13 protein-coding genes are annotated in these 12719 nt (G+C 62.1%); 6 read left to right on the top strand and 7 right to left on the bottom strand.

Annotated features, from left to right (window positions below; translation table 11 throughout):
• Positions 1 to 2: 2 nt before the first annotated feature.
• Positions 3 to 2642 carry a leucine--tRNA ligase gene (leuS, locus tag IGS58_RS00630; RefSeq protein WP_230520406.1) on the bottom strand — a complete coding sequence of 880 codons (2640 nt, stop codon included), beginning with the start codon at positions 2640 to 2642 and terminating at the stop codon, positions 3 to 5.
• Between the two features lie 169 nt (positions 2643 to 2811).
• On the opposite strand from leuS, the gene IGS58_RS00625 reads away from it, so the two are divergent.
• On the top strand, positions 2812 to 3576 hold the full coding sequence (locus tag IGS58_RS00625) for an AraC family transcriptional regulator (protein ID WP_230520405.1): 765 nt from the start codon (positions 2812 to 2814) through the stop codon (positions 3574 to 3576).
• A gap of 40 nt (positions 3577 to 3616) precedes the next feature.
• Positions 3617 to 4018, top strand: a complete 402-nt coding sequence (locus IGS58_RS00620; protein WP_230520404.1) for a VOC family protein — start codon at positions 3617 to 3619, stop codon at positions 4016 to 4018.
• Here the strand turns inward: IGS58_RS00620 and IGS58_RS00615 are convergent.
• Positions 4015 to 4920, bottom strand: a complete 906-nt coding sequence (locus IGS58_RS00615; RefSeq protein WP_070281770.1) for a LysR substrate-binding domain-containing protein — start codon at positions 4918 to 4920, stop codon at positions 4015 to 4017. The two genes, IGS58_RS00620 and IGS58_RS00615, sit on opposite strands and share 4 nt — an antisense overlap.
• Positions 4921 to 5079: 159 nt before the next feature.
• On the opposite strand from IGS58_RS00615, the gene IGS58_RS00610 reads away from it, so the two are divergent.
• Positions 5080 to 6258 carry an acyl-CoA dehydrogenase gene (locus IGS58_RS00610; protein WP_034778773.1) on the top strand — a complete coding sequence of 393 codons (1179 nt, stop codon included), beginning with the start codon at positions 5080 to 5082 and terminating at the stop codon, positions 6256 to 6258.
• The gene (locus IGS58_RS00605; protein WP_230520403.1) at positions 6258 to 7505 is read left to right on the top strand and encodes a CaiB/BaiF CoA transferase family protein; all 1248 of its coding nucleotides are present in this window, start codon (positions 6258 to 6260) and stop codon (positions 7503 to 7505) included. Before IGS58_RS00610 ends, IGS58_RS00605 begins: the two co-directional genes overlap by 1 nt.
• Before the next feature lie 42 nt (positions 7506 to 7547).
• On the opposite strand, the gene IGS58_RS00600 is transcribed toward IGS58_RS00605, so the two are convergent.
• The 3 genes from IGS58_RS00600 to IGS58_RS00590 are packed head-to-tail and all read right to left on the bottom strand — an operon-like array spanning position 7548 to position 9341.
• Positions 7548 to 7874 (bottom strand): barstar family protein, encoded by a 327-nt coding sequence (locus IGS58_RS00600; RefSeq protein WP_034778777.1) that lies wholly within the window; start codon positions 7872 to 7874, stop codon positions 7548 to 7550.
• An 8-nt stretch (positions 7875 to 7882) separates the two neighbouring features.
• Complete coding sequence (gene dapB, locus IGS58_RS00595; protein ID WP_070281773.1) at positions 7883 to 8692, bottom strand: 4-hydroxy-tetrahydrodipicolinate reductase; 810 nt, start codon at positions 8690 to 8692, stop codon at positions 7883 to 7885.
• Positions 8693 to 8711: 19 nt separating this feature from the next.
• Positions 8712 to 9341, bottom strand: a complete 630-nt coding sequence (locus IGS58_RS00590) for an outer membrane protein assembly factor BamE (protein WP_092607288.1) — start codon at positions 9339 to 9341, stop codon at positions 8712 to 8714.
• A 195-nt stretch (positions 9342 to 9536) separates the two neighbouring features.
• Between IGS58_RS00590 and fur the strand changes: the two genes are divergently transcribed.
• Positions 9537 to 9968, top strand: a complete 432-nt coding sequence (fur, locus tag IGS58_RS00585) for a ferric iron uptake transcriptional regulator (RefSeq protein ID WP_034778781.1) — start codon at positions 9537 to 9539, stop codon at positions 9966 to 9968.
• Between the two features lie 48 nt (positions 9969 to 10016).
• On the opposite strand, the gene hrcA is transcribed toward fur, so the two are convergent.
• Together hrcA and IGS58_RS00575 are read right to left on the bottom strand one after the other, a co-directional pair.
• The gene (gene hrcA, locus IGS58_RS00580) at positions 10017 to 11033 is read right to left on the bottom strand and encodes a heat-inducible transcriptional repressor HrcA (protein WP_230520402.1); all 1017 of its coding nucleotides are present in this window, start codon (positions 11031 to 11033) and stop codon (positions 10017 to 10019) included.
• Between the two features lie 102 nt (positions 11034 to 11135).
• Positions 11136 to 11861, bottom strand: coding sequence for an HAD family hydrolase (locus IGS58_RS00575; RefSeq protein WP_230520401.1), 726 nt, complete (start codon positions 11859 to 11861; stop codon positions 11136 to 11138).
• A gap of 244 nt (positions 11862 to 12105) precedes the next feature.
• On the opposite strand from IGS58_RS00575, the gene IGS58_RS00570 reads away from it, so the two are divergent.
• On the top strand, positions 12106 to 12705 hold the full coding sequence (locus IGS58_RS00570) for a hypothetical protein (RefSeq protein ID WP_070254715.1): 600 nt from the start codon (positions 12106 to 12108) through the stop codon (positions 12703 to 12705).
• Positions 12706 to 12719: the final 14 nt, after the last annotated feature.

The following is a 12719-nucleotide window of genomic DNA, read 5'->3' as shown; positions in this document are numbered from 1 at the left end:
GATTACACCACGATGCTGATTAACTTGCCTGGCACGACGATGATCTTCTTCGGCGTGGTCTCGACGTACTTCTGCACACTTTCGCAGGCCAGCGCGGCCGCTTCGATGCTGGCCTTGTCCGCATCCTTGGACACCGTGATCGAGCCGCGCAGCTTGCCGTTCACCTGGATCATCATCTCGATCTCGGACTGTTCCAATGCTTGCGGGTCGACCTGCGGCCAGGCGACGTTCAACAGGTCGCCGTGCACGCCAGCGTAGCCCAGTTCCTGCCACAGCACGTGGGTGATGTGCGGCGCGACGGGGTTCAGCAGGCGCAGGAAGATGGAGAAACCTTCGGCGATCAGCGCTTTCGACTGCGCGCTGTCATCGAGCTTGGCCGATTCCAGGGTGTTGAGCATCTTCATGCAGGCCGACACCACGGTGTTGTACTGGATGCGCTTCAAGTCGTAATCGGCTTGCTGCAGCAGCTTGTGCAATTCGCGGCGCAGGTTTTTCTGCGCGTCGCCCGTGGCAGGTGCGGCGCCGCCAGCCAGTGCGGCCTGGATCGTGGCCGACTGGGCGTAGCCGAAGTTCCACACGCGGCGCAGGAAGCGGTTCGCGCCTTCGACACCGCTGCCCGACCATTCCAGCGTCTGTTCCGGCGGCGAGGCGAACATGGTGAACAGGCGGGCCGTGTCGGCGCCGTACTGCTCGATCTGCGCTTGCGGGTCGATGCCGTTGTTCTTCGACTTCGACATTTTTTCCGTGCCGCCGATTTCCACCGGCTGGCCGTCGGCCACCAGGACGGCGCTTTGCGGACGGCCCTTGTCATCGAGCGACAGGCGCACGTCGTCCGGGTTGAACCAGGTAGTCTTGCCCACCGCGTCCTTGCGGAAGTAGGTTTCGTTGAGCACCATGCCCTGCGTCAGCAGGTTGACGAACGGCTCGTCGAACTTGACCAGGCCGAAGTCGCGCATGATCTTGGTCCAGAAGCGCGCGTACAGCAAGTGCATGACGGCATGTTCGATGCCGCCAATGTACTGGTCCATCGGCATCCAGTAGTCATTGCGCGCGTCGACCATGGCGTCGTTCGAGCCTGGCGAGGTATAGCGCATGTAGTACCACGACGAATCGACGAAGGTATCCATGGTGTCCGTCTCGCGGCGCGCCGGCTTGCCGCACTGCGGGCAGTCGCACTTGAGGAAAGCTTCGTATTTGTTCAGCGGGTTGCCCGTGCCGTCCGGCACGCAGTCTTCCGGCAGCACCACCGGCAGGTCTTTTTCCGGCACCGGCACCACGCCGCAATCGGCGCAATGGATCATCGGGATCGGCGTGCCCCAGTAGCGCTGGCGCGAGATGCCCCAGTCGCGCAGGCGGAACGTGGTTTTCTTTTCGCCCAGGCCCAGTTCGGCCAGGTCGGCGGCCACCGCATCGACGGCGGACGCGAAATGCAGGCCGTCGTATTTGCCGGAAGCGACGCAGACGCCATCCTTGCTGCCATACGATTCCTGCCACGCGTCCGTCGAAAATTCCTGGCCCTTGACTTCGATGACTTGCTTGATCGGCAGGTCATATTTCTTGGCAAAGCCGAAATCGCGCTCGTCGTGCGCCGGCACGCCCATCACGGCGCCATCGCCGTAGGTGATCAGCACGTAGTTGCCGACCCACACTTCCACCTGCGCGCCCGTCAGCGGATGGGTGACGAACAGGCCGGTCGGCATGCCCTTCTTCTCCATCGTTGCCATATCCGCTTCAATCACGGAACCGAGCTTGCATTCGGCATTGAACGCGGCCAGCGCAGGATTGGTTTGCGCGGCGTGGATGGCCAGCGGGTGTTCGGCGGCCACGGCGCAGAAGGTCACGCCCATGACGGTGTCCGGACGCGTGGTAAACACATACAGCTTGCCGTCGCCGATCAGGGCGCCGTTCGCGTCCTTGATGTCATGCGGGAAGGCGAAGCGCACGCCCGTCGACTTGCCGATCCAGTTGGTCTGCATGATGCGCACGCGCTCGGGCCAGCCCGGCAGCTTGTCATCCACATAGGCCAGCAACTCTTCCGCGTAATCGGTGATGCGCGCGTAGTACATGGGGATTTCGCGCTTTTCGATCAGCGCGCCGGAACGCCAGCCCTTGCCGTCGACCACTTGTTCGTTGGCCAGCACGGTCTGGTCGATCGGGTCCCAGTTCACGGTACCCGTCTTCTTGTAGATGATGCCTTTTTCCAGCATCTTGAGGAACATCCACTGGTTCCATTTGTAGTATTCGGGCTTGCAGGCGGTCATTTCGCGCGACCAGTCGATGGCCAGGCCCATCGATTCCATCTGCTGCTTCATGTGGGCGATGTTCGAGTACGTCCATTGCGCGGGCGGCACGTTGTTGGCCATGGCCGCGTTTTCCGCCGGCATGCCGAAGGCATCCCAGCCCATCGGCATGAGCACGTTGTAGCCATTCATGCGCAGGTAGCGGTACATCACGTCATTGATCGTATAGTTGCGCACGTGACCCATGTGCAGCTTGCCCGAAGGGTAAGGCAGCATCGAGCAGGCAAAATACTTGCCTTTTGGGAAACGCGGGTCGTGTTCGACGGCTTTATAGGCGTCGATCGCCTTCCAGTGCGATTGGGCGGCTTGTTCGACGTCGGCGGGACTATATTTATCTTGCATGATGTGCGGCCAATAGTGGATATGAACCGAGCATTATACTGGTTGTCGCCGCCCGATAGCGCGGCGCGCTGGCGGCCCGGTCTCGCATATTTTGACGGGCGCACAATTATGCTGTGTCGTATGCAACAATACATATGCAACAATATTCTTCTTTACCTCAAGTCCGGCCATGATCGTCTACCAGGAATATCCGCCCATCCCCGCCCTGCGGCCCTGGCTGGACTGCGTCTGGACGTGCCGCGTGCGAACGGGCGCCACGCCCCTGACGCACCAGGTCTTGCCCGACAATTGCATCGACATCCTGTGCCAGGACCAGCAGGATGCCAGCTTTGCCGTCGGCATGATGACGGCGCCGATCGCCGTCGTCAGCCAGGGCCTGGTGCAGACGGTGGCGGCCCGCTTCAAGCCGGGCGCGGCGGCGCGCTTCTTCCAGCTGCCCTTGTGCGAGCTCAGCGATGGCCGCACGGGATTGCAGCAGCTGTGGGGCCGCGAACTGGCGGCGCGCCTGGCTGACACCCTGTGGAGCGAGCCCTTGTCCAATGCGCAAAGAATTTCTATTCTGCAAGACTATCTGCTGCTGCGCCTGCGCAGCGTGCCGCCACGGCGCCAGCCCGGCGCGGCCGAACATGCCATCGCGGCCATCGAGCGCGCAGGCGGCCAGGTGCGCGTGGATGGCCTGGCGCGGCAACTGGGCGTGTCGCGCCAGCACCTGGCGCTGCAATTTCGCCAGCAAGTGGGCATCAGTCCGAAGCTGTTTGCCCGCATCTGCCGTTTTCGCGCCGCCAGCCAGGGGCTGACAAGCCTGGCGGGACAGCCGGACTGGGCGCAAGTCGCCTTGCAATTTGGCTATTTCGACCAGTCGCACCTGATCCACGACTTCCAGGATTTCGCCCGCAGCTCGCCCGAGGCGTGGCTTATGCACCGCCACCATTGAAACCTTCCATTTTTACAATCGCCACGCGCGCGCCGGTGGCATGATGGCGTTATTCTTCATTTACCAGGAGCAGAACATGATCAAGGGCTTGCGCACCGTCACCTATCCCGTCCCCGACCTGGACAAGGCCAAGGCCTGGTACAGCCAGGTATTCAATACCACGCCCTACTTCGACCAGCCGTTCTATGTCGGTTTCGCCATCGGCGGCTTCGAACTGGGCTTGCTGCCTGACGGCCAGCCAGGCACGCAGGGCAGCGTGACGTACTGGGGCGTGGATGGCATCGAGCAGGAAGTCGAGCGCATCGTGGCACTGGGCGGCAGTCTGCACCACCCGATCACGGACGTGGGCGACGGCATCCGCACGGTGGAATTGCTCGATCCGTTCGGCAACCAGATCGGCCTGATCGACAATCCCCATTTCGATACCGACAAGGTCGTTTAGGCGGCTTCACCCTGCAGCCATGCGCGCAATTGCTGCAAGGCCGTCTTTTCATGCGCCGTTTCAGGCGTGATCAGGTAATACGCCCGCTGGCCGCGCAGTGGGCGCTCGCATGCGATGCGCAATTCGCCACGCGCCAGTTCCGCCTCGACCAGCATGCGTGGCAGCAAGACCACGCCCTGCCCCTGCACGGCCGCCATGGCCAGCATGGAAAACAGTTCATAACGGGCGCCGTAGTGCGCTCCATCGCGCCCCTCTCCCTCGACCTGCATGGCGTCAAACCACTGGCGCCAGGCGCCCGGGCGCGTACTTTGTTGCAGCAAGGTCAGTTCCAGCAAATCTTGCGGCTGCCAGGCGCTGCGCGCCGCCAGCAGGCGCGGACTGGCGACGGGCACGATTTCTTCATGCATGAGCAAGGTGGCGCGCGTCCCGGGCCAGCGCGCCAATTGCTCGGGCGTGCCCGCGTACAGGGCGCCGTCGTATTCCGTATCGGCAAACATGAACGGTTTTGTGTACGCGTCGATATGCACGACGATATCCGGGTGCAGTTGCGCCAGCGAAGACAGCCGCGGCATCAGCCAGCGCGTGGCAAACGTGGGTACCGAAGCCAGCTGCAAGGCGCCGCCGCCGCCCTGGCGCGCCATGGTGTCGAGCGTGTCGCGCTCTAGGCCGTCGAGACGGGCCGCGATCTGCCGCGCATACGCGGCGCCGGCGCTGGTCAGCAACACGCCATGGCGCGTGCGCTGAAACAATTGCACGCCAAGGAAAGTTTCCAAGGATGAAATCTGCCGCGACACGGCGCTTTGCGTCAGCGACAGTTCGCGCGCCGCATGCGTGTAGCTCTGGTGCCGCGCAGCCGCCTCGAAGCAGTTCAGGGCTTGCAGCATGGGAATTTTGCGTGACATGGGAGTATCCGGCCGGTGAAAGACCCTAGTATGCCGCAAGATATGCGCAGCACGCATGTCTGGGTGCGAAAAAATCGTTTGCGCAAGGCTAGGCAAAAACCTACCATGAGCCATATTCAATCTTGCGCCGATCACCGGCGCTCACCTGCGAGGCCTGTGATGAGCAAAACCGTATTCGACTGGAATTCCCCCCTGCTGCTGGAAGAACAACTGACGGGCGACGAACGCGCCGTGCTGGAAGCGGCGCGCGACTATTGCCAGGGCAGCCTGGTGCCCAGGGTCCTCGAATCGTTCCGCCATGGCCGCACGGATGCCGCCATCTTCCGCGAAATGGGAGAGCTGGGCTTGCTGGGCACGACCATTCCCGAAGAATACGGCGGGGCCGGCCTGAACTATGTTTGCTACGGCCTGGCCGCGCGCGAAGTCGAGCGCGTCGACTCCGGCTACCGCTCGATGATGAGCGTGCAATCGTCGCTGGTGATGGTGCCGATCAACGCCTTCGGCAACGAGGAAACCAAACAAAAATACCTGCCGAAACTGGCGACGGGCGAATTCATCGGCTGCTTCGGCCTGACGGAGCCGAACCATGGTTCCGATCCCGGCAGCATGGTCACGCGCGCGCGCAAGGTACCGGGCGGCTATAGTCTCTCCGGCGCCAAGATGTGGATCACCAACAGCCCCATCGCCGATGTGTTCGTCGTCTGGGCCAAGGACGATGAAGGCGCGATCCGCGGCTTCGTGCTGGAAAAAGGCTGGAAAGGCCTGTCGGCGCCGGAAATCCACGGCAAGGTCGGCTTGCGCACCAGCATCACCGGTGAAATCGTCATGGATGAAGTGTTTTGCCCGGAAGAAAATGCCTTCCCCGACGTGCGCGGCTTGAAAGGCCCGTTCACCTGCCTGAACAGCGCCCGCTACGGCATCGCCTGGGGCGCGCTGGGCGCGGCCGAAGACTGCTACCTGAAGGCGCGCCAGTACACGATGGACCGCCAGCAATTCGGCCGCCCGTTGGCAGCGAACCAGCTGGTGCAAAAGAAACTGGCCGACATGCTGACGGAAATCACCATGGGCTTGCAAGGCTGCCTGCGCCTGGGCCGTATGAAGGATGAAGGCTCGCCCGCCGTGGAAATCACCTCCATCATGAAGCGCAACAGCTGCGGCAAGGCGCTCGATATTGCCCGCATGGCGCGCGACATGATGGGTGGCAACGGCATTTCCGACGAGTTCGGCGTCATCCGCCACCTGGTCAACCTGGAAGTGGTCAACACCTATGAGGGCACGCACGATGTGCACGCGCTGATCATCGGCCGCGCCATCACCGGCATCGCCGCGTTCAACTAATGGACGCCTTGGCTTCCACCCTGCGGCCCGCGCCGCTGACCGGCTTGCGCGTGCTGGACCTGTCGCGCGTGCTGGCCGGCCCGTGGGCCGGGCAAATGCTGGCCGACCTGGGCGCCGACGTCGTCAAGGTTGAACAGCCGGGCCGCGGCGACGACACGCGCTCCTGGGGCCCGCCATACCTGAAAGATGCAGATGGCCGCGACACCGCCGAGGCTGCCTATTTCCAGTGCGCCAACCGCAACAAACGTTCCTTGTGCATCGACCTGGCCGCGCCGGAAGGGCAAGCCCTGGTGCGCCAGCTGGCAGCCGAAGCGGACGTGCTGCTGGAAAATTTCAAGCTCGATGGTTTGAAGCAATACGGCCTCGATGCGGCCAGCTTGCTGGCACTCAACCCGCGCCTCGTTTACTGCTCCATCACGGGCTTTGGCCAGGATGGGCCGTACGCGGCGCGCGCCGGCTATGACTTCCTGATCCAGGGCATGGGCGGCTTGATGAGCATCACGGGCGTACCCGACGGCCAGCCGGGCGCGGGGCCGCAAAAAGTGGGCGTGGCGCAGACGGACATCCTGACGGGCCTGTACGCCACCATCGCCGTGCAGGCGGCGCTGGCCGAACGCGAACGCTCGGGCCTGGGCCAGCATATCGACCTGGCCTTGCTCGACGTGCAAGTGGCCGCGCTGGGCAACCAGGCGGCCAATTACCTGTGCGGCGGCAAGGTGCCGCAGCGCATGGGCAATGCCCATCCGAACATCGTGCCCTACCAGGACTTCCCCACGGCCGACGGCGACATGATTTTGGCGATCGGCAACGATGGCCAATTTTCGCGCTTTTGCGCCGTCGCCGGCCACCCGGAATGGGCGCAGGACGAACGCTTCGCCACCAATCCGCAGCGCGTGGCGCACCGGGCGATCTTGATCCCTCTGATGCGCCAGACCACGGTCATGCGCACGACGGCCGAGTGGATCAGCGCCTTCGAGGCGCAAGCCGTGCCGTGCGGTCCCGTCAACCGCATCGACCAGGTCTTTGCCGACCCGCAAGTGGTGGCGCGTGGCTTGAAAGTGGACATGCCGCATCCGACGGCGGGCACGGTGGCGCTGGTGGCCAATCCCGTACGCCTGTCCCATTCGCCGGTGCAATACCGCTTGCCGCCGCCATTGCTGGGGCAGCATACGGGCGAGGTGCTGCAGCAGTGGCTGGGCCTCGATGGCGGCCAGATTGACCGCTTGCGCGAACGCAAGGTCGTGTAAATGTTGGGTATGTCGGATTACGCGCTTGCGCGCTAATCCGACCTACTTCAATACCAGCTTCAACGCCGGCTTCTCGCCATAATCGTCATAGCGCTCATTGATGCCGGCGATACAGAACGTGATTTCTTCCAGCAAGTCCGGCACTTGCGCCTTCATTGCTTCCGCATCCTGCACAACAATGTCGAGCACTTCGTTCGGTTTCAAACGGAACTGCGTCATGTTTTCGTCATCGCGCAGATAGCTGAGGCAATCAACCCAGGCGTCCATGCTGTTGCCGTAGAACTCGGGGAAACCGAAGGCTTGCACGCATTGCGCGTGAAAGCTCGCTGCGTCGGTAATCTCTTTGCCGTTCAGTATTGCAGTGGCCATGGTCTTCCTCAGTTCTTCAGCGACAGCACATCCTGCATGTCGAACAGGCCGGTCGGCTTGTCAGCCAGGAAACGCGCGGCGCGCAAGGCGCCGTGGGCGTAGGTGACGCGGCTGCTCGACTTGTGGCTGATCTCGATGCGCTCGCCGATGCCGGCAAACAGCACCGTATGATCGCCGACGATATCGCCGCCGCGGATGGTGGCAAAGCCGATGGTCGACGGGTCGCGTTCGCCCGTCACGCCTTCGCGGCCGTACACGGCGCATTCCTTCAGGTCGCGGCCCAGGGCGCCGGCCACCACTTCACCCATTTGCAGGGCCGTGCCCGACGGCGCGTCGACCTTGAAGCGGTGATGCGCTTCGATGATTTCGATATCGTAGCCTTCGGACAGGCTTTTTGCGGCTAGTTCCAGCAGCTTCATGGTGACATTCACGCCCACGCTCATGTTCGGCGCGAACATGATGGCCGTCTTTTCGGCGGCAGCGGCAATGGCGGCCTTGCCCGCGTCATCGAAACCGGTGGTGCCGATGATCATCTTGATGCCGTGCTCGGCGCAATACGCCAGGTGCTGCAAAGTGCCTTCGGGACGCGTGAAGTCGATCAGGTAATCGGCGCCGGCCAGGCCGGTGGCCAGATCGGATGCGATCAGCACGCCGGCAGGCTTGCCGAGAAAGGCGGCGGCATCCTGGCCGACGGAAGGCGAGCCGGCGCGGTCGAGGGCGCCGGCCAGCACGGCGTCGGGCGCATTGCTGACCGCTTCGATCAGGATATGGCCCATGCGGCCGCTGGCGCCAGCGATGGCAATTTTCAGTTCAGTCATTTTATTCTCTTACAGCAACTTATTTGGTGGGTTCGGCAGCAGGTGCAGGTGCAGGCTCGGCGGCAGGTGCAGGCGTCACTTCCGGCTTACTCACGGGAATGGCGGGCGCGGCATCGGCCGGCACAGGCACGGCGCTTGGCGCCACGGGCGATGGCACGGCGGCGGCAGGCACGTCGGCCTTGGCGACCTTGGCGAACGGCGACGGTCCGGCAATACGGTCGATGTATTCTTTCTCCGTCGGCAAGTTGCCGCCTTCGAAACGTTCAACCTTGCCATCCTTGCCGAAGTACACGACCACGCGGCTGCTGGTGGTTTCGCCACTGCCCCGGGCCAGGCGGAATGGATAATCCCAGCGGTCGGCATGGAAGATATCGGTCAGCAGCGAGGTGCCGAGGACGAAACGTACCTGGTCGCGCGTCATGCCCACTTTCAACTGGGCCAGCATCTCTTCGGAGACAAAGTTGCCTTGTTGAATGTCAGGACGGTAGGGCGAGAAAAACCACATGAATTTTTGCAGTGGCGTAATGGTGGTAGTTTGTGCGCCCTGTTCGGGGACCAGTTCCTTGCCTTCTTTTTGAGCAGCCGCCGGCTTTTCGCCAAGGATGCCACGGCTGGCGCAGCCGGACATGGCCAGCGCGACACAGACCATGCCTGCCAAGACTGGTGCTCGAAATGAAATACGGTGCCAGAGAGATGGCAATACAGCCGGTGTTACGCGCATAAATGACCTCAATTGGATGAACAAAACGCCAGGAGTGACCGGCCCGCCAAAAAATGCATATTTTGGCACTCCCCGACAAAACGCTATATGATAAAGCACCTGACCCACATACGAGCAACAAACATGAGTAACAATCCTAGTGATCTCAAGGCAAGCGGCCTGAAAGCCACCCTGCCACGGCTGAAGATACTCGATATCTTCCAGAGTAGCCCGGTACGCCACCTGACCGCGGAAGACGTCTACAAGATTCTGCTGGCCGACAATATGGATGTCGGCTTGGCAACTGTCTACCGCGTCCTGACGCAATTCGAACAGGCAGGCTTGCTCAACCGCAACCATTTTGAAACCGGCAAGGCGATTTTCGAACTCAACGAAGGTTCCCACCACGACCACCTGGTGTGCCTCGACTGTGGCCGGGTCGAAGAATTCTTCGACGAAGACATCGAAGTGCGCCAGCAAAAGGTAGCCGAAGAGCGCGGCTTCAAGATCGCCGAACACGCCTTGGCCATCTATGGCAACTGCATCAAGACGGCTTGCCCGCACAAAACCGCCTGACCACAGCTGGCCGCTCCCACGGGGCGGCTGGCGCGCCAGGCAGTACGATCAATGATGGCTGAGCGCGCTTGACAGCAACTTGGCCGTGATATCGACAATCGGGATGACGCGCTCGTAGGCCATGCGCGTCGGTCCGATCACTCCCAGCGTGCCCACGATCTTGCCGTTGACTTCATACGGCGCCGTCACCACGCTCATCTCATCCATCGGCACCAGGTTCGATTCGCCGCCGATGAATATCTGCACGCCCGTCGCCTTGCTCGATACGTCGAGCAGCTGCATCAATCCCGTTTTTTGCTCGAACATGTCGAACATCTGGCGCAGCGAATGCATATTCGATGACAGATCGCTCACGCTGAGCAAGTTGCGCTCGCCGGAAATCACCATGTCATCGCTATGGTCGGTCATCGCTTCGCTGCCCGCTTCCACGGCCGCCTGCATCAGGCTGCCCATATCGTCGCGCAACTGGCGCAACTCGCCCTGCAGGCGCACGCGCACGGCATCGAATGACAGGCCGCCATAATTCTGGTTGATGTAATTGGCCGATTGCACCAGTTGCGCCGGCGTATAGTCGGCCTCCGTCAGCAATAAACGGTTCTGCACGTCGCCGCCGGGAGCGACGATGACGAGCAGGATGCGTTTTTCGGACAGGCGCAGGAATTCGATTTGCTGGAATACGGATTCGCGGCGCGGAGTGAGCACGACGCCGGCAAACTGCGACAGCGACGACAGCATCTGCGCCGCGTTGGCGATGGTTTTTTGCGGTTGCGGCGTCTGCAGGCGCATGCGCGACTCCACCAGATGCTCGTCCAGGTGCCGGACGGTCAGCAAGGTATCGACAAAGATGCGGTAGCCGCGCGGCGTGGGGATGCGTCCGGCCGAGGTGTGAGGGCTGGACACATAACCGAGCTCTTCCAGGTCGGCCATGATGTTGCGGATCGTGGCCGGCGACAGGTCCAGGCCGGAAATTTTCGACAAGGCGCGCGAACCGACCGGCAGGCCGTCGGCGATATATCGCTCGACCAGGGCTTTCAGCAGTGTTTGGGCACGTGTATCGAGTTGCATGGTGTTTTATTTAAGCAAGTATGTTGTTAAGCAAGCGGCAACGAAAGCGGCCGAACGTGCATCAACAGCGCCTATTATGCACGTTCGCCCGCCCGGCGGCGATCAATCTTCCAGTTGCCCCTGCAGCCACAGCAGCAATTCATCGAAGTTGGCGCAGATGGCGTCGGGCTGCACGCCGGCGGCCAGATGCGCGTCGCTGCCCTTGCGGTTCATCCACACGGCGCGCATGCCCGCCCCTTGCGCTCCCGTGACGTCGAAATACAAGTCGTCGCCGACATACACGGCCTCATGCGGCGCCACGCCCAGCGCGGCGCAAGCGGCCAGGAAGATGCTCGCGTCAGGCTTGGCCACACCGAAATCGCTGGCGGCGATGGAGACTTTAAAATGCTGTGCCAGGCCGATAACTTCAAGGTCCGCATTGCCATTCGAAATCGAGCCGACCAGCATGCGCTGGCCCATCCAGGCAAGGCCAGGCAAGACGTCGTCATACGGCTGGACGCGATGGCGCGCAGCCAGGAACTGCGCGATGGCGCCATCGACCAGAACAGGATCCTCGCCGGCCGCCTCGAAGGCGGCCAGCAAGCCCGCGCGGCGCAACTCGATCAGGTTGCCATGGAAATGCGGTTGTTCATGGAGCATGGCCAGGCGGTGCTGGCGCAACACCTCGATGGAAAACTGCTGCGCCACCTTGGGCGCATGCGTGGCCAGCCAGTCGTGCAGCAGGGTTTCCGCAGCGGCAATCACGGGCGCGATGGGCCACAAGGTATCGTCGAGGTCGAACAGGATGGCCTTGGGCGGCACGGCAGGTTTTACAGGGGCAAGGGACATGAGATTCACGGTGGATGCCACGCCACAGTGCGCAGCCTGCCTCTATTGTCGCATTGATCGCCGCCGCCGGCATGGCTGCGCCTCCATGAAATGGGGCCGGGCCAGCGCTTCCCGGCGAAAAATTGTTACAGGGTGATACAAGGCAAGATCATTCAGCTTGCCAGATAGACTAAAATAGGCGCCATTCCAATGCGGCGCCAGCGTCCGCGTTGCGCTACCCAACCTAATTCGTTTTGGAGAATGTATGAAAAATTTGTACCTGCGCTCGATGCTGGCGGCGGCTTGCGCCGTCACACTGGCAGCCTGCGGTGGCAGCGGCGGCAACCTGTATCTGCAAGGCCAAGTCGTCGGCCTGGCCAAAGATGGCCTGATTCTCCTGAATGACGGGGAAAGCTTGCCGATTCCTGCGGGCCAGGCCAGCTTTGTTTTCACCAAGCTGGTCAAGAACGATGACCGCTACAATATCACCATCGCACAACAGCCCAAGGGTGCCGTTTGCACCATTATCAATGGCGTCGGCAAGGCATCGAGCTACTCCGTGACTACAGCCCAGGTGAACTGCCAGACCAACGCCTACCCGCTGAGCGGCACGGTCACGGGCCTGACCACGGATGGTTTGCGCCTGGTGATGGGCCCCAACGGCACCACCCTGCTGGCTGGCGCCACCACCTACGAATTCAAAAGCGTTGATGACGGCGCCTCGTACGGCATTTCCATACTGGCTCAGCCAACGGGCCTGACGTGCCGCTTCCAGGGTTCCAGCAGTGCCGATGGCAGCGATACGGTCGGCAAGATGGGATCTGCCGCCACGACCGCAGCCACACTTGACTGCAAGCCGCAGTAATCCTTGCGATCCGT

This window comes from Janthinobacterium sp. EB271-G4-7A, assembly GCF_020858075.1.
GTDB lineage: Bacteria > Pseudomonadota > Gammaproteobacteria > Burkholderiales > Burkholderiaceae_D > Janthinobacterium > Janthinobacterium lividum.
The sequence above is the reverse complement of the archived record's forward strand: the minus strand, read 5'-3'. Positions and strand labels throughout refer to the sequence as shown.

Excerpts from the sequence above, each read along its gene's own strand:
- IGS58_RS00620 (WP_230520404.1), top strand. The coding sequence starts at position 3,617 with ATGATGGCGTTATTCTTCATTTACCAGGAGCAGAACATGATCAAGGGC.
- IGS58_RS00610 (WP_034778773.1), top strand. The coding sequence starts at position 5,080 with ATGAGCAAAACCGTATTCGACTGGAATTCCCCCCTGCTGCTGGAAGAA.
- IGS58_RS00590 (WP_092607288.1), bottom strand. The coding sequence starts at position 9,341 with ATGGTCTGTGTCGCGCTGGCCATGTCCGGCTGCGCCAGCCGTGGCATC.
- IGS58_RS00575 (WP_230520401.1), bottom strand. The coding sequence starts at position 11,861 with ATGTCCCTTGCCCCTGTAAAACCTGCCGTGCCGCCCAAGGCCATCCTG.
- leuS (WP_230520406.1), bottom strand. The coding sequence starts at position 2,642 with ATGCAAGATAAATATAGTCCCGCCGACGTCGAACAAGCCGCCCAATCG.
- IGS58_RS00605 (WP_230520403.1), top strand. The coding sequence starts at position 6,258 with ATGGACGCCTTGGCTTCCACCCTGCGGCCCGCGCCGCTGACCGGCTTG.
- IGS58_RS00600 (WP_034778777.1), bottom strand. The coding sequence starts at position 7,874 with ATGGCCACTGCAATACTGAACGGCAAAGAGATTACCGACGCAGCGAGC.
- dapB (WP_070281773.1), bottom strand. The coding sequence starts at position 8,692 with ATGACTGAACTGAAAATTGCCATCGCTGGCGCCAGCGGCCGCATGGGC.
- fur (WP_034778781.1), top strand. The coding sequence starts at position 9,537 with ATGAGTAACAATCCTAGTGATCTCAAGGCAAGCGGCCTGAAAGCCACC.
- IGS58_RS00625 (WP_230520405.1), top strand. The coding sequence starts at position 2,812 with ATGATCGTCTACCAGGAATATCCGCCCATCCCCGCCCTGCGGCCCTGG.
- hrcA (WP_230520402.1), bottom strand. The coding sequence starts at position 11,033 with ATGCAACTCGATACACGTGCCCAAACACTGCTGAAAGCCCTGGTCGAG.
- IGS58_RS00570 (WP_070254715.1), top strand. The coding sequence starts at position 12,106 with ATGAAAAATTTGTACCTGCGCTCGATGCTGGCGGCGGCTTGCGCCGTC.
- IGS58_RS00615 (WP_070281770.1), bottom strand. The coding sequence starts at position 4,920 with ATGTCACGCAAAATTCCCATGCTGCAAGCCCTGAACTGCTTCGAGGCG.